Raw genomic sequence first — 24,794 nt, forward strand, 5'->3', positions numbered from 1 at the left:
GTGGCAAAGCGCGGGGGCGGGGTTTAGCCTTCGACCTTGCTGTCGACGACCGTTTGACCGGACTTCAGACCGATGGGCAGGCTGTCGATATAGGCGTTCGGCGCGCGTCCGTCGTAGCTGATCCCGTCGATGATATCGGCAGCCGGTGTCGGTGCTTTGAAGCCGTCGCTATCCCAAGGGAACGCCGCTTCGTCGGCCATACCCTCGTCCACCAGCAGCCTTGCGGCCTGTAGGTAGATGTCTGGGCGATACACGTCTGCGGCAGTCTCGAAATACCATTCATCCGGCTTTGTCTCGTCGATCTGGCCCCAGCGACGCATCTGGGTCAGATACCAGATCGCGTCTGAATAGAACGGATAGGTCGCATTGTAGCGGAAGAAGACGTTGAAGTCGGGGGCGGGGCGCACATCCCCTTTCTCGAACTCGAAAAAGCCGGTCATGGAGTTGGCGATCACATCCGCATCCGCGCCCACATATTCAGAGCGCGACAACATCTCTACCGCTTCCTCGCGGTTGGCGTTGTCGTTGGCATCAAGCCACATTGCCGCGCGGATCAGTGCCTTGGTCAGGGCCAGCGTGGTGTTGGGGTTTTCCTCGGCAAATTCGGCGGTAATGCCAAAGACCTTCTCGGGGTTGTTTTTCCACATGTCGTAGTCGGTGATCACCGGCACGCCGATCCCTTTGAAAACCGCCTGCTGGTTCCAAGGCTCCCCCACGGCGTAGCCCGATATCGTCCCCGCTTCCATCGTCGCAGGCATCTGCGGTGGCGGCGTCACGGACAGCAGCACATCCGCATCAATCTGGCCGGAAATATCCTGCGCGCTATAGTAGCCGGGTTTCAGTCCGCCCGCCGCAAGCCAGTACCGGATCTCGTAGTTGTGGGTCGAAACGGGAAAGACCATGCCCATATTGAACGGCTCGCCGCGGTCCTTGTAGCCTTCGACCACCGGAGCCAAAGCACTGGCGCTGATGGGATGCTGCGGCCGACCATCGTCCATCGTGGGCACGTTCGGCTTCATCTCGTCCCAGATGTCGTTGGAAACGGTGATCGCATTGCCGTTCAGGTCCATCGAGAAGGGCGTGATGATATGCGCTTTGGTGCCATAGCCGATCGTTGCCGCCAGCGGTTGGCCCGCCAGCATATGCGCGCCGTCCAATTGGCCGTCGATCACGCCATCCAGCAGCACCTTCCAGTTAGCCTGCGCCTCAAGCCTGACAAAAAGCCCCTCGTCCTCAAAGTATCCCAGCTCGTAAGCCACGGCCAAAGGTGCCATATCGGTCAGCTTGATAAAGCCAAAGGTCAGTTCCTCTTTCTCGAGCGCCAGCATTTCGGCCGACGCCGCCGTCGCCAGCAGACTTGTCGAGGCGAGCAGGAGTGCGAATGTATTTTTCATGGGTCATGTCCTTTCATGGCCCCGAAGGGCAGAAACGAAAAAAGCCGCACGTATGGTTCACGGGGAAGAAATCCGTGTTCCGTACGAGCGGCATTGCTCTGAGTGATGTGCGACCAGCATTGGTCAGCGGGATAGGTCGGACAACGTTGTCCCTTGGCATCAAGGGTGGCTCATAGACGCGGCTTCACGCAACGAATTTTCTGCATTGCGGCAGCTTTTCAGAGGCCCATGCAGAAGCCGCTTAAGAATTCATCGCACAGCTGCGGTGAAATCAAACGTTCTGCCGTCAAAAAAGGCGTCGGGCGAAAGAATCATCTCTCCCCGTGCAGATACTACAGATGTTGGCAACGTCATCGCCCCTTCGGTTTTCTCGGAGGATTGGGGCATATCAGCGCCGATATCAGACAGATTCTGGCGGAAAAGATCGGCGCGAAAACAGGTTTTGGCTTTCTCGATTCCCGCGGCGTCGGCGCCTAAGTGATGCGCGATCCACGCCGCCTGGCTGCGCCACGGGAAAGAGGCGGCATGGCTGTGGAACTGCAAGAAACGATCCACCGTGATCGGAGAGGCCCCCGTTCGGGGGACGATATGCCCGGTCAGGGCCGGATCGATCAAATCGGGCGACATGCTCAGGTGTTCACTGCGGCCCAAAATCTCGACCGCAAGCGGCTTGTTTCCCGGCGCATCAAGCCAGGCCGACGCTTGGTATACCGCCCGCATCAGACGACGCACGCTGTCCTCGTTCTGCGTGGCCCACTCATGGCGCGCGGCAAGCACCTTCTCCGGCGCGAACTGCCAGACATCGCGGCCCGCCATCATCAGCTTGGCCACATTATTCTGCACGGCCACGCCGCCCCAGGGCTCGCCCACCCAAAAGGCATCGACAAACCCGTCCGAGACCGCATCCGCCATACGCATCGGCGGCACGGTGACTTCCTCGATCTGGAGGTCGGGCGCTTGCGCAGCCCAATAGGACAGCAGCAGCCGGTGCATGGAATAGTGGAAGGGGATACCCACACGCAGCGGTTTGGCACCGCGCGCGCTGAGCCCCGACAGCAATGCAGTCGTGTCCCCAAAGCGCACATCCTCCAATGTGGAAGCAACAGCGTTAGAGACCCCGAACACCGTGCCGTTCACGGACAAGACCATCAGCGCATCTACCCGCGCGGGCAATCCACCCATCCCGATGGACATGGCCACCGGCATTGGCGACAGCATATGCGCGGCATCCAGATGCCCCAGTGCCAGCATATCGCGCAGTGCAGACCACGAAGGCTGACGCAAAAGATTAAGCGCGAGCCCCTGTTCGGCAGCAAATCCCAGCTCTTTCGCGATGACCAGCGGGGCGCAATCAACCAACGGGACATAGCCACAGTTCAGAACAACCTCGCTCATGACAACAGATCCGCTGCCGTCACCAATGCTTGTGCCACATCGATGACCTTGCGATTCTGGCGCATCGCGGTGGTGCGCAGCAGCTTATAGGCGTCATCCTCGGACATGCCGCGTTGACGCATCAAGATCCCCTTTGCGCGGTCGATCGTCTTGCGATCCTCCAGCGCTTGTTTGGCAGCATTCAGTTCAAAGTGGAATTGACGCATCATTTTGAAGCGCGCGATGGCCGTTTGCAGCACGGGCTTGATCCGGTCCATCTGAAGACCATCCACCACATAGGCGCTGACCCCGGCATTCAGCGCCGCCTGCGTCAGGTTCTCATCCGTCTGGTCCACAAACAGCGCGACCGCCCGCTTGGTCGTCTCGGTCGCGTGAGAGATATGTTCAAGCGTATCGCGGTCCGGATTTGTCAGGTCGATAAGAACGATGTCCGGTGAAAATTCCCTCACCGTCTGGTTCAGTTCCGACATCTGCAGCAAAGCCTTGACGTCAGACCAACCCGCTTCGCGCAGTGCATCCACGATGTCACGCACGCGCTCGGGGTTTGGCTCTACAACCAGGATACGCAGATCTGCATTCATGCATTTTGATCCGCGATCATCGATGCAACTTCAATCCGGCATCCCTCGTGCGCCAGCGGCTTACGACATGCCTAGCCCAAACAGCGAGCAGAAAAGACGCATGTGCCAATCTGTTGTGCAGAATAAAACAGCCGCTCGACCACAGCGGTGCCAGCCATTCAGGTTTACACCTGAGCTATGGGCAGCCCCCGCAAAAACACCCGCGGGCCGGAACGGGGTACCGCCGCCACATCCGGCTGTGGGGCCGTTAACGATCCGGTGACAGCAGCGACAGCCCTAATCGCTTGGCCGCATCCAGCGCGGCCTCATGATGCAGGGGCCACGCTTGCGTCAGCCCTTCGATGATCAACAACAGCGCGGTATCGGCCCCATTCAAAGCGGTCGCCGCTGCGGCCCTTTCCGCGACCTCTGCCTTGTGACGTTCCAGTAATTCGCGCAGCGGCTGACTGCCCGGTTCAGCGGCCACTGCAGCATGAAAGAGGCAGCCATGCGCGCTCTCGGTCGCCATCCAGTTTCCAACGCGGGTCAGTATCGTATCAAGCGCCTCGCTCGGCTCCTCTGGCAGGTCATCAAACACGCGGGCGAGATAGCGCTGATGCCGGTTCTCTAACGCAGCAAGCACCATTTCCGCCCGCGACGGCGTGTATTTGTAAAGCGTGCGAAGGCTCACGCCCACAGCATCCCGCAAATCCTCGACGCTGGGCTCGGCAAAGCCCCGATTGGCAAAGGCGCGTTCAAGCCCTGCGGATATCTTGCTCATTATATCGCTCATACTTGACGATGTAGAGCGATCCCTCTACCTACGCAAGTAGAGCAATCATTCTACATCGGAGATTTCCCTATGACGCTTCCTGAAACGATGAAAGCTGTACGCCTCACCGGCCATGGCGGGCTGGACAAGCTTGAATGGTGTGACGACGTTCCGGTGCCGCAACCCGACGCTGGCGAGGTCTTGATCCGTGTGGGCGCATCGGCGGTGAACAATACCGACGTCAACACCCGAACCGGCTGGTATTCGAAAGCGGTGCGGGGCGACACAGGGTCCGCCGCAACCGAGGGCTACGCGGGGGCGTCTGATGCCGACGGCGGATGGTCCGGTGCGCTCAGCTTTCCGCGCATCCAAGGCGCGGACTGCTGCGGAGAGATCGTTGCGGTTGGTGACGGTGTGGACGCGGCGCGGATCGGTCAGCGCGTGCTGGTGCGGCCGATGTATCGTCCTGCTGGTGCCGGACCAGATGCGCTTGTGACCTTCGGCTCCGAGCGCAATGGCGGCTTCGCGGAATACACCACCGTGGGCGAGGAAAACGCACTACGGATCGAAAGCCCGCTTTCGGATGTCGAGCTCGCGTCCTTTCCTTGCGCATTCTCCACCGCCGAAGGCATGATCCAACGCGCCGGATTGGGGGACGAGCGCGTCTTGATCACCGGCGCATCCGGCGGAGTCGGGTCGGCGGCGGTGCAACTGGCCAAGCGGCGCGGTGCCCATGTCACAGCCTCTACCAGCCCGGCGAAAATGGACGCGCTGAAAACCCTCGGCGCGGATGCGGTGATAGACCGCAACGAAGCTTATCCGGATGACGTCTTCGACGTCGTGCTCGACCTTGTAGGGGGGCCGCGCTGGCCCGAACTGCTTGATGCTTTGGTGCCACGGGGGCGCTACGTCACGTCGGGCGCGATTGCCGGTCCGATCGTCGAACTTGATCTGCGGACCCTCTACCTCAAGGATCTGACCCTCATCGGGAGCACCCGGCAAGACCCAGGCATATTCACTGATTTGGTCAGCTACATCGAAGCAGGCGAGATCAAGCCCGTGGTCGCCGAAACCTATCCCTTGGCTGACTTGCACGCGGCGCAGAAGGCATTTCTGGAAAAGTCGCATATGGGCAAAATCGGCGTGACAATCGCAGACTGACAGACACGAGGCACAGGTTACAGCCTGCATAAGGCACGGTCTGCTCACAAGTATCGCTCCGGACCTTCGCCGCTGATGGCGTCGAGGTCCGGTTTCGCGCAGACCGTGAGAACGTCTCGCATTCTGCCATCATGAAATGCGCAATCGCTGCACGCCGTGTCGAATACGTCCTGCTTGCCGATGACGTTAGGCCGCCCCCTTACCCCCACGCGTTCGGCTTTCCCCGCAAATAGGTCACGTTCTCAGGCAGGAATGGTGACCCCGGCAGGATTCGAACCTGCAACCTGCCCCTTAGGAGGGGGCTGCTCTATCCAGTTGAGCCACGGGGCCACGGGTTTGGCTTAGCGCAAAACGGGGTGGTGATCCAGTCACACTGCACGGTGGTATGGCGGCGCTGTGGTGGGGGGCTTGATATGGTGATTGCCTGCGCCCGACCGACGCACTACGCTGTTGATAGAATACCACTTTCAAGCAGGACAAGCGCCTTTGACACAGCCTCCGAAACGCCCGTTGACCCTTCGTGATGTATCCGATGCCTGCGGGGTGTCGGAAATGACGGTCAGCCGGGTTCTGCGAAAACGCGGCGACGTGTCCGAAGCGACGCGCCGGCGGGTGCTGGCTGCGGCGAAAGAGCTGGGGTATGTGCCCAACCAGATTGCCGGATCGCTGGCGTCCCAACGGGTGAACCTTGTCGCGGTGATTATCCCGTCGCTGTCGAACATGGTCTTTCCCGAGGTGCTGAACGGCGTCAATCAGGTGCTTGAAGACACGCCGCTGCAGCCGGTCGTGGGCGTTACCGACTATATGCCCGAAAAAGAAGAACGTGTTCTCTATGAAATGCTGTCGTGGCGGCCCTCGGGTGTGATCATCGCGGGGCTGGAACATAGTGATGCGACGCGTGCCATGCTCAAGAACGCGGGCATCCCCGTGGTCGAGATCATGGATGTTGACGGGCGTCCGATTGATGCGATGGTCGGAATCTCGCACCGTCGTGCGGGGCAGGAAATGGCCAAGGCGATCCTAAAGGAAGGCTATGAGCACATCGGTTTCATGGGCACCAAGATGCCGCTTGACCACCGCGCCCGCAAACGGTTCGAAGGGTTTACCGAAGGGCTCGCGAAAGCGGGGATAGAGATCGAGGACCGCGCGTTCTACTCTGGCGGCTCTGCGCTGGCCAAGGGGCGCGAGATGACGCAAGACATGCTGGAACGGTCGCCCGAGCTGGATTTCCTGTATTATTCAAACGACATGATCGGCGCGGGCGGATTGCTGTATCTGATCGATCAGGGCATCGATATTCCGGGCCAGATCGGCCTTGCTGGTTTCAACAACGTCGAACTGCTACAGGGTTTGCCCCGTCAGCTTGCCACGATGGACGCCTGTCGGCTCGAGATCGGACAGGCGGCGGCGCGTATCATTCTGAACGATACACTGGATGAACCGGACCCCGATCTGCAGACGCAGATTACCCTGACACCGACCCTCTCGCTGGGGGACACGCTGCGCCGCAACCGCAAGGTATGACCCTGCCGCTGATCGGCAACCGCGACGCCCGTCGCATCTTTCTGCATCGCCATCTGCTGAGCGATGCGCCCCAGGGGCCCGCCAGCGGGAACGACCTGTTGCAGCTGATCCAGGGCCTGGGCTTTGTGCAGTTGGACAGCATCAATACCGTGGCGCGGGCGCATGACCTGATCCTGTTCTCGCGCCGCCAACGCTATCGCCCGCAAGCGTTGAAGACCCTGTATGAACGCGATGGGGCGCTGTTTGAGCACTGGACCCATGACGCCGCGGTGATCCCGATGGGATACTACCCCCATTGGGAATTGCGCCGCCAGCGGGACGCGCAGATGCTGCGCCAGCGGTACAAGAACTGGCACCAACATGATTTCGAGGGGCGGTTCCAGACCGTGCTGGACCAGATCCGCGCACAGGGGCCGGTGTCGTCGTCTGATGTCGGGCAGGATGAACCACGCTCGAATGGCGGGTGGTGGGATTGGCATCCCTCCAAAACCGCGCTGGAATATCTGTGGCGCGCCGGTGCGCTTTGCGTCGTGGGGCGGGACGGTTTCCAGAAACGCTATGACCTGACAGAGCGGGTGATTGACGCGGCGCTATGCGACCCGTCGCTGGCACCGGATGAGGCGCAGACCATCGATTGGTGCTGCAACGGCGCGCTGGATCGTCTGGGCTTTGCCACGCCGGGGGAACTGGCGGCATTCTGGGCGCATATCTCTCCGGCAGAGGCGAAGGCATGGGTCCAGCATGAACAGGCCGCCGGACGTGTCGAGCAGGTGCAGATCGCGGGTGCCGACGGCACAATCCATCGCAGCTTTGCCCGTCCCGGTCTGGCAAGCGACCCCGCGATAGACATGGCTCCGACCGCACGGCTGCGGGTGCTCAGCCCCTTTGACCCGGCCTTGCGCGATCGCAAACGCGCCGAACGTCTGTTCGGCTTCCGCTACCGGATAGAGATGTTCGTGCCCGCGCCCAAACGGGTCTATGGCTATTATGTTTTTCCGATCCTGCAGGGCGACAGCATCATCGCGCGGGTGGATATGAAAGCGCACCGTGACCGCGATACGCTGGTGGTACGCGCCCTTTGGCCAGAGCCGGGCAGCCGGTGGGGCAAAGGCAAACAAGCCGCCTTCGAGGCAGAGCTGGCCCGCATCATCCGTCTGGCAGGCGTCAGTCAGATCGCCTTCGAAGACGGCTGGCTTCGCTAACCCACCCCGTTTCGATGAACGAATTGGCGGTACATGCCTGCGCAGGCAACAACGATGACAATTTGTAAACATTTTGTTGACGTATTGCTTTTCCCTGCCAAAGTGAGCGGAAAGGAATCAAGAACCATGTCGAACCGTCTTTGCTTTCATCCCAAGGGTCGCCCATGACGCGCCATGTGGTCGTCGTGGGGGCGGGTATCGTCGGTGTGTCATCGGCGATCTGGCTGCAACGCGCAGGCGCGCAGGTCACGATCATTGACCGCGCGGCACCGGGAACAGGCACGTCACATGGGAACGCGGGCGTGCTAGCGGCCTGCGCCGTGGCACCTGTCACCGCCCCCGGCCTGATCGCCAAAGCCCCCGCGATGCTGCTGAACCCGGATGTGCCGCTTTACCTGCGCCTGCCCTATCTGCCGCGTCTGCTGCCGTGGCTGGCAAAGTATCTGCGGGTCGCGAACGACCGCGACACCCGCCGGATTGCGCAGGGGCTCGCGCCTATTGTCAGCGACAGTGTGGACCAACACAAAAGCCTGACCGCTGATTTGGGCCTGTCCGACTGGGTGAGGGACAGCGATTATGTTTTCGCCTACCGAAACCGCGCCGCGTTTGACGCCGAAGCCTACACCTGGGCGCTGCGGGCGGAGGCGGGGTTCGCGCCAGAGCTGATCGAGGGGCCGCAGATACACGAGTATGAACCGACGCTCGGGCCGGACATCCACCTGCTTGCCACCATGAAGGACCACAGCTTTATCCGCGACCCCGGCGGCTATGTCGGCGCCCTGGCGCGGGCGTTCGAACAGGGCGGCGGCACGATCCTGCAGGCCGAGGTCAAGGATTTCGACCTGCCCGGCGGCGCGATTTCCGGGGTCGAGACGACCCAAGGCCGCGTGGCCTGTGACGATATCGTGCTGGCCACCGGCGTCTGGTCAAAACCGCTGATGGCCAAGCTGGGGCTGAACGTCCCGCTGGAAAGCGAACGCGGCTATCATGTGATATTCGAGGGCGCGACGGGCGGGCCCGCGCGCCCCGTGATGATCGCCAGCGGGAAATTCGTTGCCACCCCCATGGCGCAGGGCCTACGCTGCGCGGGTATTCTGGAATTCGGCGGGCTTGACGCAGCCCCTTCCAAGGCCCCGCTGGCGCTGCTCCGGCGACAGGCCAAGGCGGCCTTTCCACAGCTTGAGGCCACGCGCGAAATCGAATGGCTGGGGCACCGACCTGCCCCCAGCGACAGCCTGCCCCTGATCGGACAGGTTGGCACAAGCCGGGTCTTTACCGCCTTCGGGCATCACCACATCGGGTTGACAGGCGGGCCCAAAACAGGCCGCCTCGTCGCAGGATTGGTTATGGGGCAACCCGTCAACACCGACCTGCAGCCCTATGCACCACAACGGTTTAGCAGGGGCTAACCCCGCAAACCAAAGACATACCAACAAGGAGAGAACCACATGAAACGGACCACCACATTGATGACAGGCGTCGCAACCGCCGCCCTGACGGTTACCGCCGCCCTACCCGCTTTCGCGGCTGAGAAATGGGACATGCCGATGGCCTATTCGGCGTCGAACTTCCATTCCGAGAACGGCGTTGAATTTGCCAACTGCGTGACCGAAGGCACCGCGGGCGAGATCGAGATCACCGTGCACCCCGGCGGGTCGCTGATCGCGGGTGCCGACATCAAACGCGCGATCCAGACCGGTCAGGTCCAGCTGGGCGAACGCATCCTGTCGGGGCACCAGAATGAAAACGCGATCTTCGGCTTTGATTCCATCCCCTTCCTCGCGCCGTCCTTCGAGGCGTCCGACAAGCTGTGGAAAGCCGCGAAACCCAAGATCGAAGAGCTGTTGGCAGAGCAGAACCTGACGCTGCTTTATAACGTGCCATGGCCGCCACAGGGTCTGTACTTCAAGAAAGAGGTCAACACGATCGAGGACATGAAGGGCGTCAAGTTCCGGTCCTACAACAACGCCACCAGCCGTCTGGCAGAGCTGACAGGCATGCTGCCCGTCACCATCGAAGCCGCCGAGCTGAGCCAGGCTTTTGCCACCGGCGTTGCGGAATCGATGATCTCGTCCGGTGCGACCGGCTATGACCAGAAAGTCTGGGAAAGCCTGACCCATTTCTACGAGGTCGACGCTTGGCTGCCGCGCAACTACATCATGATCAACAATGACGTGTGGAACGATGTCTCGGAGGAAAACAAGGCGATCATCACCACCTGTGCCAGCGATGCGGAAACGCGCGGGCTGCAAGCCTCCAAGGACTATACGCAGTTCACCTATGACGGGCTGCGCGAAGGCGGCATGACCGTGGAACCCGCCAGCGAAGAGCTGATGTCCGGCCTGCGCGACATTGGCGGCACCATGACCTCCGAATGGCTGGAGAATGCGGGCGAGGACGGTCAGGCGATCGTCGATAGCTACAAATCCATGCAGTAAATCAACGAACGGCGGCCCCCCCCACAGGTGCCGCCGTTTGACGTTCGATCCGCCAATCCGGAGACCTTTCCCATGAACATCCTGCGACGCCTGCTTGATTTCATCTATTTCGCATCTGGTGCCCTGGCTGCCGTCAGTCTTGTCGCGATCCTGCTGCTGATCGTGGTGCAGATGGTTGCCCGCTGGACCGGCGAGGTTTTCCCCGGTGCGGCAAGCTATGCCGGCTATGCGATGGCCGCCGCCAGCTTCCTCGCATTCGCCAACGCGCTGAACCGTGGCGCGCATATCCGCGTATCGGTGCTGCTGAACGCACTGCCCGCAGGCCCGAAACGGCTTCTTGAAATATGGTGCTTCGGCCTTGCCGCGGCGATTGCGTGGTATTTCACCTACTACGCCTATTGGTTCGTCTACTGGTCGTGGAAATTCAACGAAGTCAGCCAGTCGCAAGACGCCACATCCTTGTGGATTCCGCAGTCGGTGATGGTTGTGGGCGGTGGCATCCTCGCCATCGCGCTGACCGATAACCTGCTCTATCTGATCGTAAAAGGCGAACACCGTCTCACCCGCGATCTTGTCGATCAAAGTTTTGGGGAGTGACGCTGTGACGGAACTTTACGCGATCATTCTGTTTATCACTGTGCTGCTGTTCCTGCTGGGCACCGGCGTCTGGGTTGGCCTGGCGCTGATGGGCGTCGCCTGGTTCGGGATGGAACTGTTTACCACCCGCCCGGTTGGCGATGCTATGGTCACGACGATCTGGGCCTCGTCCAGCTCGTGGACGCTGACCGCGCTGCCGCTGTTCATCTGGATGGGTGAGATTCTATTCAGGACGCGGCTATCCGAGGATATGTTCAAAGGGCTGTCGCCGTGGCTGGCGAAATTGCCCGGCGGGCTGGTGCATACCAATATCGTCGGCTGCACCGTGTTTGCCGCCGTGTCAGGGTCGTCTGCCGCGACGCTGTCGACCGTGGGCAAAATGTCGATCCCCGAACTGCGGGCGCGCAATTATCCCGAAAAGATGATCATCGGCACGCTGGCCGGTGCCGCCACGCTGGGGCTGATGATCCCGCCCTCGCTCGCGCTGATCGTTTACGGCGTCACCGTGAACGAAAGCATCACCGAACTGTTCTTTGCCGGCGTCCTGCCGGGGCTTATTCTGGCGCTGATGTTCATGGCCTATGTCGCCTTTATCGCGCTGACCTCGAAGGACTGGAACCCCAGCGTCGAGACAGGGATGAGCTTTGCCGCCAAGCTGCGCAACTCGCGCTTTCTGCTGCCGGTCTTCGGGCTGATCACGGTGGTGATCGGGTCGATGTATCTGGGCTACGCCACCGCGACAGAGGCGGCGGCCATCGGTGTGCTGGGGTCGCTGGCGCTGGCGTTGATGCAGGGGTCGCTGAACTGGACCAGCTTTCAGGAAAGCCTGATGGGGGCGATGCGCACCTCTGCCATGATCGCATTGATCCTTGCGGGTGCTGCCTTTCTTAAACTGTCGATGGGCTTTACCGGCCTGCCCCGTGCGCTGGCGGACGGGATTGCAGCGCTTGAACTGACGCGCTTTCAACTGCTGATGGCGCTGCTGGTATTCTATATCGTACTGGGCATGTTCCTTGATGGTATTTCGTCGGTCGTGCTGACCATGGCTGTGGTTGAGCCGATGGTGCGCGGTGCGGGGATCGACTTGATCTGGTTCGGAATCTTTGTTGTGGTCGTGGTCGAGATGGCGCAGATCACGCCGCCGATCGGGTTCAATCTGTTCGTGCTGCAAGGCATGACGGATCACGAGATGGGATATATCACCAAAGCCGCCTTGCCGATGTTCCTGATCATGGTGGTGATGGTCTTTGTCCTGATCTTCTTCCCCGACATCGCGACCTGGCTGCCCGAAAATTTAAGGCAGGTGCCCCAATGACCGACTTCCCCCTGATCCAGACCGTTGGCCTGTCCGGCGTGCTGGTGCGTTTTGCGGACACGATGTCAGAGCCCGCGAACCGCGCCGCCCTGTCGTTTCGCGCCGCCGTGGATGCCGCCGACTGGCCCGAGGTGACAGAGACGAGCACATCGCTGGTGTCCACCTTCCTGCAGATCGATCTGGTGGCGGCTTCGGTGGACACCCTGCTGGACCGGCTGCACGACCTTCTGGCAACGCGCGACTGGTACACCTCTGACCTGCCGACGGGGCGGACGCTGTGGCATGTGCCAACGGTCTATGGCACCGACCTTGCGCCACAGCTTGAAGAAGCGGCAGAGCTTGCGGGGCTGGACCCCGATGCGGCGATTGCACAGCTGTCGCAGGCGCGCGTACGGGTGCTGACCATCGGCTTTGCCCCCGGCCAGCCCTATATGGGCGAACTGCCGCAGAACTGGGATATTCCGCGCCAGCAGGGGCTGACAAAATCCGTCCCCGCCGGCGCGTTGATCGTGGCGATCCGGCAGCTGATTATCTTCACCAATGCCTCCCCCACTGGCTGGCGCCACATCGGGCAGACCGCGTTCAAGACCTTCCGCCCGCGCAGCGACACACCCTTTGCCCTGTCACCGGGGGACGAGCTGTGCTTCCCCTCCATATCGCGCGCCGAATATGACAAGATCACCGCGACAGATGAAACCGGCCAGGGCGGCGCAGAGACAGAGGTGCTGGCATGAGCGCGACCCTCACCATTTCCCAAGCCGGTCCCGCCCTGACCATACAGGATATGGGCCGTCCCGGTTGGCGTGCCCAAGGGCTTACAAAGGGCGGTGCCGCCGATCCCGTGGCGCTTTACGAAGGGGCCGCCCTGCTTGGCCAATCGCCCGAGCTTGCGGTGATAGAGATGACAGGCACCGGCGGGACCTTCACGGCTGACGCCGACATCCGTATCGCCCTGACAGGGGCCACCATGGCCGCCAGCATCGACGGGGATGCCATCGTCTGGAACGCCAGCCACATGCTGCCCGCGGGCGCAAAGCTGACCATTGGCGGCACCACGGGCGGCACCTATGGCTATCTGCATGTGGGCGGGGGCATCGCCTCTGACACACTGTTGGGGGCACGGGCCAGCCACCTAAGCGCAGGTCTGGGCCAGCCGCTTGCTGCGGGCGACGCGCTGCCCCTTGGGGCGGATAAGTCGCGCGAAACGGGGCTGCAACTGCCCCGCGACAGTCGTTTTGACGGCGGCACCGTGCGCGTCGTGGCCAGCATGCAGACCGACCACTTTACCGCTGATGAACGCGAACGCTTCGAAACCACCGCCTTTACCCGCGACCCGCGTGCCAACCGCATGGGCGTGCGCATGGACCACGACGGCGACGGTTTCAGCGCCGAGGGCGGTCTGTCCATCCTGTCCGAGGTCATCGTGCCCGGCGACATCCAGATCACCGGGGACGGCGCACCTTTCGTGCTGATGGGCGAGTGCCAGACCACCGGCGGCTATCCCCGCATCGGGACCGTGATTCCCCGCGACCTGCCCCGCGTGGCGCAGGCCGCATCGGGCACCGCGATCCGGTTCGAATTCATCACGCTGGAACAGGCCATCACGCTCGAGACGCAGCACCGCCAAGACATCAAAGCGCTTGGCGGGCAGGTCACGCCGCTGGTCCGCGACCCTGCCAAAATCCGCAACCTGCTGGCCTATCAGCTGGTGGGGGGCGCGATCTCTGCCACCGACAACCCCTTTGAAGAGGAGCATTAAATGCCGACCGTCGATCTGAATGCCGATATGGGCGAAAGCTTTGGCCCGTGGAAAATGGGCGATGATGCCGCTTTGTTGCAAATCATCAGCTCTGCCAACATCGCCTGTGGCGGCCATGCGGGTGACGCCGATGTGATGTCTGCCACAATGGCGCTGGCGCGTGACAATGGCGTCGGTATCGGTGCGCACCCCGGTTTCATGGATCTGGCCGGTTTTGGCCGCAACCGCATGTCGGTGCCACGGGGCACGCTGCAAAATCAGGTCCGCTATCAGGTCGCCGCCAGCGTCGGCATGGCGCGCAGCCTTGGCACATCGGTGCGGCACCTGAAACTGCACGGCGCGCTCGCCAATATGGCGTCAGAGGACGAGATACTGGCCCGTGACCTTTATGAGGCCGCGCTCAGCGTCGCGCCTGATCTGATCGTCATGGTGCTGGCCGCCACGGCGCAGCAGGGCGCGGTGCAATCGCTTGGCTGTAAGTGGGCCGGAGAGATCTTTGCCGACCGCGCCTATAATGACGACGCGACGCTGGTCGACCGCTCTAAACCCGGTGCGGTGATTCACGATGCGGCACTGGCGGGCGAACGGATGGTCAAAATGGTAAAAGCCGGTGCGATTCTGACCGAGGGCGGCCAAACAATTCCTGCCGCGATCGATACGATCTGTCTGCACGGCGACACCCCCGAAGCCGTCGATATTGCCCGCGCTGTCAAATCATCCCTGCAAGAAGCAGGGATCGCGCTGAAATGTTTTGAAGGCCATACGGGCTAAGTCCTAAACCCAACACCTGAAACGAAAAACAGCGCCCCGAGGGGCGCTGTTTTTATCCGTTCCAGTCAGACTGGAAAGTAGTGGTGAGCCGTGATGGGTTCGAACCATCGACCTACTGATTAAAAGTCAGTTGCTCTACCAACTGAGCTAACGGCCCACTAGGCGGGTATCTAGAAAGGTGCGGCCTTGGGGTCAAGCGGAAACTTACGAAAAATTTCACTCTCGCTGGATTAGTTTCAAATGCCGCGTTATATGCGCCGAATGTATAGTGATCTGACCAACGGTTTGCCCTTCATGAAGATGCATGGGCTGGGCAATGATTTTGTCGTGCTAGACGCGCGTGAGAAGGTCGTGCTGGATGCGCGCCAAACTGCTGCGCTTGCCGACGGCACCCCGGCGCTCCCGAAGGTGACCCCTGCCCTTGCGCAGGCCATCGGACATCGCCAGTTCGGCGTGGGCTTTGACCAGCTGGCCGTGATCACCAATGGCGCCGCTGATGCGCATCTGACGTTCTTCAACGCCGACGGCTCTACCTCTGCCGCTTGTGGCAATGCTACGCGATGCATTGCGCGGTTCCTGATGGAGGAAACGGGCAAGACCCAACTGCACCTGACCACCGACCGCGGCGATCTGGCGGCGCGGGATGCAGGCAATGGCCTGACATCGGTCAACATGGGTCACCCGCAGCTTGACTGGGACGAAATTCCGCTGGCCCGCCAAATGGATACGCTTGAGCTGCCAATCGACGGCGCGCCGACAGCCACTGGCATGGGCAACCCCCATTGCACCTTCTTTGTTGATGATGTCGACGCGATTGATCTGGCCGGTTTTGGCCCCGGTATCGAGCATCACGCGCTTTACCCCGAACGCACCAATGTGCAGATCGCCCAGATTATCGGCCCCGATCACATCCGTATGCGCGTGTGGGAACGGGGTGTGGGCATCACGCTGGCCTCCGGCTCCTCTAGCTGTGCGACGGCCGTGGCAGCGGCACGCAGAGGGCTGACAGGCCGCGCCGTGCGCATTGATCTGGACGGTGGCACGCTGCACATCGACTGGCGCGAGGATGGCGTCTGGATGACCGGCCCCTCGGCCCATGTCTTCAGCGGCGTGCTGACCCCTTCGTTTCTGGAAAGCCTGACATGAGCGCCCCGATCTTCTCGAATCACGGCTGCCGCCTGAACGCCTATGAGACCGAAGCAATGAAGGAATTGGCCGAACAGGCGGGCCTGAAAGACGCGGTAATCGTCAACACCTGCGCCGTCACCGCCGAGGCCGTGCGCAAGGCCCGCCAGGACATCCGCAAACTGCGCAAGGCCAACCCCGACGCGCGTTTGATCGTCACCGGCTGCGCCGCCCAGACCGAACCGGAGACCTTTACCAAGATGGCAGAGGTCGACGCCGTCATCGGCAACACCGAAAAGATGGTGGGCGCGACGTGGCATGGGTTGGCGGCTGATTTCATCGGCGAGACAGAGGCGCTGCAGGTCGATGACATCATGTCGGTGACCGAAACGGCGGGGCATCTCATTGACGGTTTCGGCACGCGCAGCCGGGCCTATGTGCAAGTCCAGAACGGCTGCGATCACCGCTGTACCTTCTGCATCATCCCTTATGGCCGCGGCAATTCCCGCTCGGTCCCCGCGGGGGTCGTGGTGGATCAGATCAAGCGACTGGTCGACAAGGGCTTTAACGAAGTCGTTCTGACCGGCGTCGATCTAACCAGTTGGGGTGCGGACCTTCCCGCGACGCCCAAGCTGGGGGATCTGGTAATGCGCATCCTGCGGCTGGTGCCGGACCTACCCCGCTTGCGCATCAGCTCCATCGATTCGATCGAGGTGGACGAGAACCTGATGCAGGCCATCGCCACCGAGCCCCGCTTGATGCCGCACCTGCATCTGTCCTTGCAGCACGGCGACGACATGATCCTGAAACGGATGAAGCGCCGCCACCTGCGCGATGATGCGATTGGTTTTGCCCAAGAGGCCCGCAAACTGCGTCCCGACATGACCTTTGGGGCCGATATCATCGCCGGTTTCCCCACCGAAACCGACGCGATGTTCGAAAACTCGCTCAAGCTGGTGACGGACTGCGATCTGACATGGCTGCATGTCTTCCCCTATTCGGCGCGCGAAGGCACGCCCGCGGCACGGATGCCAGCAGTGAACGGCACGCTCATCAAGGAACGCGCGGCGCAGCTGCGTGCTGCGGGTGACGCGCAGGTCGCGCGCCATTTGGCGGCCCAACAAGGTCGCGCCCATCAGGTGTTGATGGAAAGCCCCACCATGGGCCGGACCGAACAATTTACCGAAACCCATTTTGCCACCCCCCAGACCGAGGGCGCGATCATTTCGGCCACGATCACCGGCCAGAACGCAGGGCATCTGCTGGCTGTGTGAGACGTTGCAGATTGTAAACCTTTCTCCTCTAGGGTGATTCCCTAGCGAGAAAGGGTTAACATGAGCGAAATTATCGAATGGGTCCTCGAGATGGACGTGCGGGATGGTCAGGGCGACAATGTCCAACCGTTGCTTGAGGAAATGGTACAGGCTGCAGAGGCAGACGAACCGCGTACGCTGCATTGCGAATTCTACATGTCCGACGACCGACGCACCTGCACTGTGCTGGAACGTTATGCGGACAATGCAGCCGTGATGGCGCATTTTGCGCAGTTCGGTGGCCGCTTTGCTGACCGGTTTACAGAGCTGTTTATGCCGGTGCGTTTAACCGTCTACGGCCCTGCCACCGCCGCGGTGATGTCCGTGCTTGCGGGCTATGGCGGTGTGCGGCTGGACCGCGTGGCAGGGTTCCACCGCTAAGCCACAGGCACCGTCTGTCGCGGTATTTGACCCGCGCGTTTGGCGACCAGCCGACTACCGCAAAAAAAGAAAACCCCCCGAACCACAATGGATCGGGGGGCTATATTCAGGCATTGGCCGTGTGAAGGAAGATCAGTCTTCCTTGTGTTTCACAGGCGCCCACAGACGTTTGTTGGTCAGGTACAGGAGTACCGACAACAGCGTCAGGAACAGAACGCCAGCAAAACCGGCTTGCTTGCGTGCCATCATCTTGGGCTCGGCTGTCCACATCAGGAAGGCCGCAACGTCTTCGGCTTCGTGGTGCAGGTCAGAATCGTGGCCGTCGTTATAGGTCACGTCGTCGCCGTACAGCGGGGGTGCCATGGCGATCCAGCTGCCTTCGATAGTGGCGTGGCCATTCTCGTCCTTACAGGACTCGGGGATACCGCCGCTTGGGAACGCTGTGTTGTAGTGACCGGGGAAATCCTCGGGGGCACAGGCAGGCGCTTCTTCATAGCCGACCATCAGGGACGCGATGTATTCGGGTCCGCCGATGCCTTTGAAGAACTGGTTGATCCCCAGACCATAAGGCCCGTGGAAACCGGCGCGCTTCTTGGCCATCAAGCTGAGGTCGGGCGCAGTATCCAACGCGGACTCAGGGAAATGGTCAACCGGCGTGCCGGGGCGTGTGTCGTCCAGCTCGGGGTCGAAGATATCAAAGTTCGCGGCATAGGCACGGACCTGATCTTCGGGAAGGTGGGGGCCACCTTCATCCGCAAGTGTACGGATCGGCACAAACTTCATCCCGTGGCAGGCAGAGCATACCTCGGTATAGATTTGCAGACCGCGTTGCAGCTGGTTGGCATCGAAGGACCCGAAAGGCCCTTCGAAAGAGAAGTCAAAGTCTTCGACATGCGCTTCACCACCGGCGGCGAAAGCAGCGGAACCTGCAAAGCCCAAGGCGACAACAGCCGAAAGGAAGGTTTTCTTGATCATTGTCATGGTCCTTACTCTGCTGGCTTGACCAGCGTCTTGGTGCCGCCGGTTTTTGGCGCGTAATGCGCGTCAAAGTCGGCTTCGATGGTTTCAGGCTGCGGCGCCGGTTTCTCGATCACACCCAGAAGTGGCAGGATCACCAGGAAGTATGCGAACCAATAGGCTGACGCGATCAGCGAGAAGCTGGCATAGGGCTCTTCCGCAGGCATGGCACCCAGCCACATCAGCGCGAAGAAGTCGATCACCAGCAGCGCGAACCACCACTTGAACATGGGACGATAGCGGCCCGAACGCACCGAGGATGTGTCCAGCCAAGGCACCAGCGCCATCACCGCGATCGCACCGAACATCGCCAGAACACCAAAGAACTTGGCGTCGATGATGCCACCGGTCACGAAGGACGCAATCTGAACAACCCAGACTTCGGCAGTAAAGGCACGCAGGATCGCGTAGAACGGCAGGAAGTACCATTCAGGCACGATGTGTGCAGGCGTCGAAAGCGGGTTCGCCTCGATATAGTTATCGGGGTGGCCCAGATAGTTCGGCATGAAACCCACGATCGCAAAGAAAACAACCAGGATCACGGCCAGCGCGAACAGGTCTTTCATCACGAAGTAGGGCCAGAAGGGCAGCGTGTCTTTCTCTGCGTCTTCCTTGCTTGTGCGACGGACCTCGACCCCTGTGGGGTTGTTGTTCCCGGTGGTGTGGAAGGCCCAGATGTGCACGATCACCAGACCGGCAATCACGAAGGGCAGCAGGTAGTGCAAGCTGAAGAAACGGTTCAGCGTGGCGTTATCGACCGCAGGCCCGCCCAGCAGAAGCGTTTGCAGGCTTTCCCCGATGAACGGGATCGCACCGAACAGACCGGTGATAACCGTAGCGCCCCAGAACGACATCTGACCCCAAGGCAGAACATAGCCCATAAAGCCGGTTGCCATCATCAGAAGGTAGATCAGCATGCCGACGATCCACGTGATTTCACGTGGCGCTTTATACGACCCGTAGTACAGGCCGCGGAAGATGTGCGCGTAGACCGCAACAAAGAACAGCGACGCGCCATTCATGTGCAGATAGCGCAGCATGTAGCCGCCGTTCACGTTCCGCATGATGTGTTCAACGCTCGAGAAGGCGACATCGACATGCGGTGTGTAGTGCATCGCCAGCACGATGCCGGTCACGATTTGCAGTGCCAGACAGAACGTCAGAACAATGCCCCAGATCCACATCCAGTTCAGGTTCTTCGGTGTCGGGATCATCAATGTGTCATACAGCAGCCCAACAACGGGAAGACGGGTGTGCAGCCACTTCTCTCCGTTAGATTTCGGCTCGTAATGGTCGTGAGGAATTCCAGCCATTCCCGTTCTCCCTTAACCTAGTTTGATCGTGGTTTCATCCACGAATTCTGCGATTGGCACCGGCAGGTTGCGCGGTGCTGGCCCTTTGCGGATACGGCCCGCAGTGTCATAGTGCGACCCGTGGCAGGGGCAGAACCAGCCGCCAAAGTCACCTGCGTCGCCCAAAGGCACGCAGCCCAGGTGGGTACAGACGCCCATCATCACCAGCCAGTCTTCTTTACCGGCCATGGCGCGGTTTTCATCCGTCGCGGGGGCACCGGCTGCGATGTTGGCGTTCTCGGCGCCCGGATCGGGCAGCTCGGACATTTCAACGTCACGTGCCTTGGCGATTTCTTCTTCGGTACGGCGGCGGATGAACACCGGCTTACCCAACCATTTGACCGTGAGCTGTGTACCTGGCTCAACAGCGGACACATCGACGCGGATGGACGACAGCGCCTTCACATCTGCGGATGGGTTCAACTGATTGACCAATGGCCAGACTGCCGCGCCGACGGCGACCGCACCTGTACCAGCTGTGGCGTAATAGAGGAAATCCCTCCGGGTGCCTGCGTGATCTTCTGCTTGGGACACGGGTTAACTCCAAATCGAGGGCCTGACGGCCATTAAATCAAGGGGCGGCGCTGACGCACCTCCCACAATTCTTTTGGTTACTAGCGGGCTGCGTCGCGCACGTCCAGATACCTTTGTCGCGCAAACCGTCGCAGTGTTGCATTCCTTCAAGGGTGCAGACCGGATTTTTTGCGCTTTTATCCTGCCGGAGGGGCAGTGGCCTGCATGGATGCACGCGAATCAAAGCGGCGCGCCCAATCGGCTAAGGCGTCGTTTCCCTTGCGCCAATTGCGCGCGTCATGCCGGAAATCAAGGTATCCCAAGGCGCAGCCGACGGCGATCTGCCCCATATCCAGCGGACCGGAAAGCTGACTGATCCAGCGTGTGTTCAGCGCCGCGCACGCCCGTTCAATCTTGGACCACTGACCCTCGACCCATTCTGGCATCTGCTTGCCTTCGGGGCGCATCCGGCCCTCGTAGACCATCGATAGCGCCGCATCCAGCATACCATCCGCCGTTGCCTCAAGCGTCAGCGTGTCCCAGCGGCGGCTGCCGGTCGGGTACAGCTTGCCGCCCGCGCGATCATCCAGATAGGCGCAAATCACACGGCTATCATACAGCGCGGGCCCCTCGTCGCGCACCAGTGCCGGTACTTTGGCCAGCGGGTTGTTCGGCAGCAGCGCGGCATCAGGCGCCAGCGGCGTCGTCGAGATATTTTCAAGCGTCACATCTTCGATCTGGCCGGTTTCATGCAGCAATACCATGACCTTGCGGACATAGGGCGATGTCGGGGAATAGGATAGTTTCACGGGTGTCTCCTCCTCGGGGTTCGGGCGAACTATCACCGTCATCCGCGCGCGGTGCAATCGCTTGTTGATCAGGCGCCTTTTGCCGCGCGCATCTGGTCGGCCAAACTGCCTGTTCCCGCGCCAAAGCCGTGCGCCTCTACCCCGTCGGCAGCGGCCAGTCGCACCGCATCGGGTTTATTCTGGCTCAGCTTCCACGTCCCGTCGACGCCGGTGATCCGCATCCGGCAGGGCACGATCATGCGCATCATTTTCTGCATGGTCACGGGGTTCATCTTGGCGGTGGTCCACGGCGGTTTGGGCAGCAGACGATCCTCGAACCAGGCAGACTGGCGATCCAGCAGGTCCAGCAGCTCTTCTTGCGGGCGCAGCTCTAGCGTGCCGGTCAGATGCACCGCCACATAGTTCCACGTCGGCACCTGATCGTCGATGTCGTACCAGTCGGGCGAGACATAGCTATCGCCCCCGCTGATGGCGAGCTTGACCGGCAACGCGGGTTTGAGCGCCCGCGCAATCGGGTTTGACCTGACCAGATGCAGATCCGCCTGATCCCCTGCTTCGTTCAGCAAAAACGGGACATGGCTGATCAACGGGCCGTCGCTGCCATTGGCGGCAAGCACGCCAAAGCTGCGGTCGCGGGCAAAAGCGATGTTCTTGGCGGTGTCGGCGTCGTGGTAAACGGGATTCGGGTGCATAACGTAGGGTCCAAACTGCAAACGCGCTTTTGGTATTGCAGACGCGCCCCTGCCTTGGCAACGTATCCCTATTCTCAGGGCGGGGCGCAATTCCCCACCGGCGGTATGTGGCCCCAGTGCCACGAGCCCGCGAGCGCTGGCGACATCCCTTCGGGATGCGCCGGGTCAGCAGATCTGGTGAGATGCCAGAGCCGACGGTCATAGTCCGGATGAAAGAGAATGCGTTTGTTGCGGCCCCTTGGGGCCGTCCGCAATCGTGATCGCCTTGGGTGACTTGTGTCGCTGACGTAAAAAAGGAGATCACTATGACACACACCCGCTACGCCTTTGTAAAAGCACGCTGGCACGCCGATATTGTAGATCGTGCCTATGACGGGTTTTCCGAAACCATCCCCGCAAGCCAGATCGATGTTGTCGATGTCCCCGGCGCGTTCGAGATGCCGCTGATGGCGCAAACCCTCGCCAAATCCGGCAAATACGATGCGGTGATCTGCGCGGCCTTCGTGGTCGATGGCGGCATCTACCGGCATGATTTCGTGGCGACAGCCGTGGTTGACGGGTTGATGCGCGTAGGCCTTGATACGGGCGTGCCCGTGCTATCCGTATCGCTGACGCCGCACCATTATCAGGAAACCGACCACCACAATGCGATCTACCGCGCGCATTTCGTCGAAAAGGGCCGCGAGGCCGCTTCGGCAGCGCTTGGCATCGTCGCGGCGCGTCAACTGCTTGACGCCTAAGACGGGTTTACCGCGCGGGCCTGTGCGTCAGGCCCGCTGCGCCCCGATGCTGGCGATGCCCAGCACATCCAGCACTTTGGCCTCGATATGTTCGGCGTTCATCCCCGCGACCGCATACATATCCGCGGGGCTCGCCTGATCGATAAAGATATCGGGCAGCACCATAGACCGGTATTTCAGCCCTGCGTCGAACACGCCCTCATCCGCCAGAAGCTGTGCCACATGGCTGCCAAAACCGCCGACTGCACCCTCTTCGATGGTGATCAGCGCCTCGTGATCGGCGGCCAGCGACAGGATCATCTCGCGGTCCAGTGGCTTGGCAAAGCGGGCGTCGGCAATGGTCGGCGTGATGCCCTTGGCCCGCAGCGCCTCGGCGGCTTTTTCCACCTCTGACAGGCGCGTGCCAAAGGACAACAGCGCCACGCGCTTGCCCTCGGCGATGATGCGCCCCTTGCCGATCTCCAGCGGTTCGCCGCGTTCGGGCATGGTCACGCCCGCGCCTTCGCCCCGCGGGAAGCGGAAGGCAATCGGCCCGTCGTCATAGGCCGCCGCCGTGGCCACCATATGCACCAGCTCTGCTTCATCCGCGGCGGCCATGACGACGAAATCGGGCAGGTTCGCCAAAAACGCCACGTCAAAGGCACCGGCATGAGTGGCCCCATCGGCCCCCACCAGCCCCGCGCGATCAATCGCAAAGCGCACCGGCAAGCGCTGGATCGCCACGTCATGCACCACCTGATCATAGCCGCGCTGCAGGAAGGTCGAATACATCGTGCAGAACGGCTTCATCCCGCCCGCCGCCAATCCGGCAGAGAATGTCACACCGTGCTGTTCCGCGATGCCCACGTCAAAGCACCGGCTGGGATAGCGTTCGGCGAAAAGGTTCAGCCCTGTCCCATCCGGCATCGCGGCCGTCACGGCGCAGATCTTGTCGTCTTTTGCGGCCTCGGCGATCAGGCTGTCCGCAAAGACGCGGGTATAGCTGGGCGCGTTTGACGGCGCTTTCTTCTGCTCGCCCGTCAGCACATTGAACTTGGCGGTCGCGTGGCCCTTGTCACGGGCGGCTTCGGCGGGGCCATACCCCTTGCCCTTTTTGGTGATCACATGGATCAGCACCGGCCCCGTCGCCCGCGCCTTGACCGTGCGCAACACCGGTAGCAACTGGTTCAGGTCATGCCCGTCAATCGGCCCGAGATAGGAAAACCCAAGCTGTTCGAACAACGTACCGCCCACGGCCATGCCCTTGAGCATATCCTTGGCGCGCTTGGCCCCTTCGCGGAACGGGCCGGGCAACATGCTGACAGCGCCCTTGGCCGCGGCTTTGAAATCCTGAAACGGCTCTTCGGCATAAAGACGGCTGAGGTAGGTCGACATCGCCCCCACCGGCGGCGCGATCGACATCTCGTTGTCGTTCAGGATGACGAACATCCGTTTTTTCAGATGACCCGCGTTGTTCATCGCCTCATAGGCCATGCCCGCCGACATCGACCCATCGCCGATCACCGCAATCGCATCGCCCAGACCTTCGGGGACATTGCCGCCCAGATCACGCGCCACCGAAAAGCCCAAAGCCGCGCTGATAGAGGTCGACGAATGCGCCGCACCAAAGGGGTCGTAGGGGGATTCACTGCGTTTGGTAAATCCGCTCAACCCGTCTTTCATACGCAGGGTGCGGATACGGTCGCGGCGTTCGGTCAGGATCTTATGCGGGTAGCACTGGTGGCTGACATCCCAGATCAGTTTGTCCTTCGGCGTATCGAACACCGAATGGATCGCGACCGTCAGTTCAACCACGCCCAGACCCGCGCCCAGATGGCCGCCCGTCTCTGATACGGCAGAAATCGTCTCTGCCCGCAGTTCATGGGACAGTTTCACCAGCTCTGCATCCGAGAAATTCTTCAGATCGGCAGGGCGGTTCACCCGGTCCAAAAGGGGCGTATCTGGTCTATCGGTCATCTGGCTCT

The 24,794-nt window shown here is 61.2% G+C and carries 24 protein-coding genes, 2 tRNA genes and 1 riboswitch; of the genes, 14 read left to right on the top strand and 12 right to left on the bottom strand.

Features of this window, described 5'->3' with window-relative positions; all coding sequences use genetic code 11:
• Window positions 1-23: 23 nt before the first annotated feature.
• The 4 genes from IV89_RS15780 to IV89_RS15795 all read right to left on the bottom strand — a co-directional run bounded on the left by IV89_RS15780 (window position 24) and on the right by IV89_RS15795 (window position 4,130).
• Window positions 24-1,394 carry a CmpA/NrtA family ABC transporter substrate-binding protein gene (locus IV89_RS15780; protein WP_037942965.1) on the bottom strand — a complete coding sequence of 457 codons (1,371 nt, stop codon included), beginning with the start codon at window positions 1,392-1,394 and terminating at the stop codon, window positions 24-26.
• Between the two features lie 249 nt (window positions 1,395-1,643).
• Window positions 1,644-2,789, bottom strand: a complete 1,146-nt coding sequence (locus tag IV89_RS15785; protein WP_037942964.1) for an ABC transporter substrate-binding protein — start codon at window positions 2,787-2,789, stop codon at window positions 1,644-1,646.
• Window positions 2,786-3,370 carry an ANTAR domain-containing protein gene (locus tag IV89_RS15790; protein WP_037942963.1) on the bottom strand — a complete coding sequence of 195 codons (585 nt, stop codon included), beginning with the start codon at window positions 3,368-3,370 and terminating at the stop codon, window positions 2,786-2,788. The genes IV89_RS15785 and IV89_RS15790 overlap by 4 nt, the downstream gene beginning before the upstream one ends.
• A 247-nt stretch (window positions 3,371-3,617) precedes the next feature.
• Window positions 3,618-4,130, bottom strand: coding sequence for a TetR/AcrR family transcriptional regulator (locus tag IV89_RS15795; protein WP_235183740.1), 513 nt, complete (start codon window positions 4,128-4,130; stop codon window positions 3,618-3,620).
• An 81-nt stretch (window positions 4,131-4,211) separates the two neighbouring features.
• Between IV89_RS15795 and IV89_RS15800 the strand changes: the two genes are divergently transcribed.
• Entirely contained in the window at window positions 4,212-5,282 is a 1,071-nt protein-coding gene (locus IV89_RS15800) for an alcohol dehydrogenase family protein (protein ID WP_037942959.1), read from the top strand.
• 253 nt (window positions 5,283-5,535) lie between these two features.
• Here the strand turns inward: IV89_RS15800 and IV89_RS15805 are convergent.
• Window positions 5,536-5,612, bottom strand: a tRNA-Arg gene (locus tag IV89_RS15805).
• A gap of 156 nt (window positions 5,613-5,768) precedes the next feature.
• Between IV89_RS15805 and IV89_RS15810 the strand changes: the two genes are divergently transcribed.
• From IV89_RS15810 to IV89_RS15850, 9 genes are all read left to right on the top strand, one after another.
• Window positions 5,769-6,806 carry a LacI family DNA-binding transcriptional regulator gene (locus IV89_RS15810; protein WP_037942958.1) on the top strand — a complete coding sequence of 346 codons (1,038 nt, stop codon included), beginning with the start codon at window positions 5,769-5,771 and terminating at the stop codon, window positions 6,804-6,806.
• Entirely contained in the window at window positions 6,803-8,008 is a 1,206-nt protein-coding gene (locus IV89_RS15815; RefSeq protein ID WP_037942956.1) for a crosslink repair DNA glycosylase YcaQ family protein, read from the top strand. Before IV89_RS15810 ends, IV89_RS15815 begins: the two co-directional genes overlap by 4 nt.
• Before the next feature lie 140 nt (window positions 8,009-8,148).
• Window positions 8,149-9,417 (top strand): FAD-dependent oxidoreductase, encoded by a 1,269-nt coding sequence (locus tag IV89_RS15820; RefSeq protein ID WP_346428842.1) that lies wholly within the window; start codon window positions 8,149-8,151, stop codon window positions 9,415-9,417.
• A gap of 39 nt (window positions 9,418-9,456) precedes the next feature.
• Window positions 9,457-10,446 (top strand): TRAP transporter substrate-binding protein, encoded by a 990-nt coding sequence (locus IV89_RS15825; RefSeq protein ID WP_037942954.1) that lies wholly within the window; start codon window positions 9,457-9,459, stop codon window positions 10,444-10,446.
• A 72-nt stretch (window positions 10,447-10,518) separates the two neighbouring features.
• Entirely contained in the window at window positions 10,519-11,043 is a 525-nt protein-coding gene (locus IV89_RS15830) for a TRAP transporter small permease (RefSeq protein WP_005850973.1), read from the top strand.
• A 4-nt stretch (window positions 11,044-11,047) separates the two neighbouring features.
• The gene (locus tag IV89_RS15835) at window positions 11,048-12,358 is read left to right on the top strand and encodes a TRAP transporter large permease subunit (RefSeq protein WP_009825820.1); all 1,311 of its coding nucleotides are present in this window, start codon (window positions 11,048-11,050) and stop codon (window positions 12,356-12,358) included.
• On the top strand, window positions 12,355-13,092 hold the full coding sequence (locus IV89_RS15840) for an allophanate hydrolase subunit 1 (protein ID WP_005850971.1): 738 nt from the start codon (window positions 12,355-12,357) through the stop codon (window positions 13,090-13,092). Before IV89_RS15835 ends, IV89_RS15840 begins: the two co-directional genes overlap by 4 nt.
• On the top strand, window positions 13,089-14,117 hold the full coding sequence (locus IV89_RS15845) for an urea amidolyase (protein WP_037942953.1): 1,029 nt from the start codon (window positions 13,089-13,091) through the stop codon (window positions 14,115-14,117). The genes IV89_RS15840 and IV89_RS15845 overlap by 4 nt, the downstream gene beginning before the upstream one ends.
• Entirely contained in the window at window positions 14,118-14,888 is a 771-nt protein-coding gene (locus IV89_RS15850) for a 5-oxoprolinase subunit PxpA (protein WP_037942952.1), read from the top strand.
• An 81-nt stretch (window positions 14,889-14,969) separates the two neighbouring features.
• Here the strand turns inward: IV89_RS15850 and IV89_RS15855 are convergent.
• Window positions 14,970-15,045: transfer RNA gene (locus IV89_RS15855), tRNA-Lys, on the bottom strand.
• A gap of 104 nt (window positions 15,046-15,149) precedes the next feature.
• On the opposite strand from IV89_RS15855, the gene dapF reads away from it, so the two are divergent.
• The 3 genes from dapF to IV89_RS15870 are packed head-to-tail and all read left to right on the top strand — an operon-like array spanning window position 15,150 to window position 17,707.
• Window positions 15,150-16,034 carry a diaminopimelate epimerase gene (gene dapF, locus IV89_RS15860; protein ID WP_037942951.1) on the top strand — a complete coding sequence of 295 codons (885 nt, stop codon included), beginning with the start codon at window positions 15,150-15,152 and terminating at the stop codon, window positions 16,032-16,034.
• Entirely contained in the window at window positions 16,031-17,287 is a 1,257-nt protein-coding gene (mtaB, locus tag IV89_RS15865; protein WP_037942949.1) for a tRNA (N(6)-L-threonylcarbamoyladenosine(37)-C(2))-methylthiotransferase MtaB, read from the top strand. The genes dapF and mtaB overlap by 4 nt, the downstream gene beginning before the upstream one ends.
• A gap of 60 nt (window positions 17,288-17,347) precedes the next feature.
• A complete protein-coding gene (locus IV89_RS15870) occupies window positions 17,348-17,707 on the top strand; it encodes an antibiotic biosynthesis monooxygenase (protein ID WP_005850966.1) in 360 nt (119 codons plus the stop codon).
• 132 nt (window positions 17,708-17,839) lie between these two features.
• Here IV89_RS15870 and IV89_RS15875 read toward each other — a convergent pair whose 3' ends face one another.
• The 5 genes from IV89_RS15875 to IV89_RS15895 all read right to left on the bottom strand — a co-directional run bounded on the left by IV89_RS15875 (window position 17,840) and on the right by IV89_RS15895 (window position 22,090).
• The gene (locus IV89_RS15875; protein WP_037942948.1) at window positions 17,840-18,688 is read right to left on the bottom strand and encodes a cytochrome c1; all 849 of its coding nucleotides are present in this window, start codon (window positions 18,686-18,688) and stop codon (window positions 17,840-17,842) included.
• Between the two features lie 5 nt (window positions 18,689-18,693).
• A complete protein-coding gene (petB, locus tag IV89_RS15880; RefSeq protein WP_005850964.1) occupies window positions 18,694-20,037 on the bottom strand; it encodes a cytochrome b in 1,344 nt (447 codons plus the stop codon).
• Between the two features lie 12 nt (window positions 20,038-20,049).
• On the bottom strand, window positions 20,050-20,610 hold the full coding sequence (gene petA / locus IV89_RS15885) for a ubiquinol-cytochrome c reductase iron-sulfur subunit (protein WP_037942947.1): 561 nt from the start codon (window positions 20,608-20,610) through the stop codon (window positions 20,050-20,052).
• Window positions 20,611-20,786: 176 nt separating this feature from the next.
• Window positions 20,787-21,398, bottom strand: a complete 612-nt coding sequence (locus IV89_RS15890) for a glutathione S-transferase (protein WP_037944875.1) — start codon at window positions 21,396-21,398, stop codon at window positions 20,787-20,789.
• 68 nt (window positions 21,399-21,466) lie between these two features.
• Window positions 21,467-22,090, bottom strand: coding sequence for an FMN-binding negative transcriptional regulator (locus IV89_RS15895; RefSeq protein ID WP_037942945.1), 624 nt, complete (start codon window positions 22,088-22,090; stop codon window positions 21,467-21,469).
• Between the two features lie 66 nt (window positions 22,091-22,156).
• Window positions 22,157-22,315, top strand: a riboswitch (FMN riboswitch).
• A gap of 80 nt (window positions 22,316-22,395) precedes the next feature.
• On the opposite strand from IV89_RS15895, the gene IV89_RS15900 reads away from it, so the two are divergent.
• A complete protein-coding gene (locus IV89_RS15900) occupies window positions 22,396-22,830 on the top strand; it encodes a 6,7-dimethyl-8-ribityllumazine synthase (protein WP_005850960.1) in 435 nt (144 codons plus the stop codon).
• A gap of 27 nt (window positions 22,831-22,857) precedes the next feature.
• On the opposite strand, the gene dxs is transcribed toward IV89_RS15900, so the two are convergent.
• A complete protein-coding gene (gene dxs, locus IV89_RS15905; RefSeq protein ID WP_009825808.1) occupies window positions 22,858-24,786 on the bottom strand; it encodes a 1-deoxy-D-xylulose-5-phosphate synthase in 1,929 nt (642 codons plus the stop codon).
• Between the last annotated feature and the right edge of the window lie 8 nt (window positions 24,787-24,794).

It is taken from the genome of Sulfitobacter sp. CB2047 (assembly GCF_000735125.2).
GTDB lineage: Bacteria > Pseudomonadota > Alphaproteobacteria > Rhodobacterales > Rhodobacteraceae > Sulfitobacter > Sulfitobacter pontiacus.

Excerpts from the sequence above, each read along its gene's own strand:
- IV89_RS15795 (WP_235183740.1), bottom strand. The coding sequence starts at position 4,130 with ATGAGCAAGATATCCGCAGGGCTTGAACGCGCCTTTGCCAATCGGGGC.
- IV89_RS15870 (WP_005850966.1), top strand. The coding sequence starts at position 17,348 with ATGAGCGAAATTATCGAATGGGTCCTCGAGATGGACGTGCGGGATGGT.
- mtaB (WP_037942949.1), top strand. The coding sequence starts at position 16,031 with ATGAGCGCCCCGATCTTCTCGAATCACGGCTGCCGCCTGAACGCCTAT.
- IV89_RS15850 (WP_037942952.1), top strand. The coding sequence starts at position 14,118 with ATGCCGACCGTCGATCTGAATGCCGATATGGGCGAAAGCTTTGGCCCG.
- IV89_RS15840 (WP_005850971.1), top strand. The coding sequence starts at position 12,355 with ATGACCGACTTCCCCCTGATCCAGACCGTTGGCCTGTCCGGCGTGCTG.
- dxs (WP_009825808.1), bottom strand. The coding sequence starts at position 24,786 with ATGACCGATAGACCAGATACGCCCCTTTTGGACCGGGTGAACCGCCCT.
- IV89_RS15895 (WP_037942945.1), bottom strand. The coding sequence starts at position 22,090 with ATGCACCCGAATCCCGTTTACCACGACGCCGACACCGCCAAGAACATC.
- IV89_RS15780 (WP_037942965.1), bottom strand. The coding sequence starts at position 1,394 with ATGAAAAATACATTCGCACTCCTGCTCGCCTCGACAAGTCTGCTGGCG.
- petB (WP_005850964.1), bottom strand. The coding sequence starts at position 20,037 with ATGGCTGGAATTCCTCACGACCATTACGAGCCGAAATCTAACGGAGAG.
- IV89_RS15845 (WP_037942953.1), top strand. The coding sequence starts at position 13,089 with ATGAGCGCGACCCTCACCATTTCCCAAGCCGGTCCCGCCCTGACCATA.
- IV89_RS15790 (WP_037942963.1), bottom strand. The coding sequence starts at position 3,370 with ATGAATGCAGATCTGCGTATCCTGGTTGTAGAGCCAAACCCCGAGCGC.
- IV89_RS15815 (WP_037942956.1), top strand. The coding sequence starts at position 6,803 with ATGACCCTGCCGCTGATCGGCAACCGCGACGCCCGTCGCATCTTTCTG.
- IV89_RS15785 (WP_037942964.1), bottom strand. The coding sequence starts at position 2,789 with ATGAGCGAGGTTGTTCTGAACTGTGGCTATGTCCCGTTGGTTGATTGC.
- IV89_RS15900 (WP_005850960.1), top strand. The coding sequence starts at position 22,396 with ATGACACACACCCGCTACGCCTTTGTAAAAGCACGCTGGCACGCCGAT.
- IV89_RS15830 (WP_005850973.1), top strand. The coding sequence starts at position 10,519 with ATGAACATCCTGCGACGCCTGCTTGATTTCATCTATTTCGCATCTGGT.
- dapF (WP_037942951.1), top strand. The coding sequence starts at position 15,150 with ATGTATAGTGATCTGACCAACGGTTTGCCCTTCATGAAGATGCATGGG.
- IV89_RS15800 (WP_037942959.1), top strand. The coding sequence starts at position 4,212 with ATGACGCTTCCTGAAACGATGAAAGCTGTACGCCTCACCGGCCATGGC.
- IV89_RS15875 (WP_037942948.1), bottom strand. The coding sequence starts at position 18,688 with ATGACAATGATCAAGAAAACCTTCCTTTCGGCTGTTGTCGCCTTGGGC.
- IV89_RS15825 (WP_037942954.1), top strand. The coding sequence starts at position 9,457 with ATGAAACGGACCACCACATTGATGACAGGCGTCGCAACCGCCGCCCTG.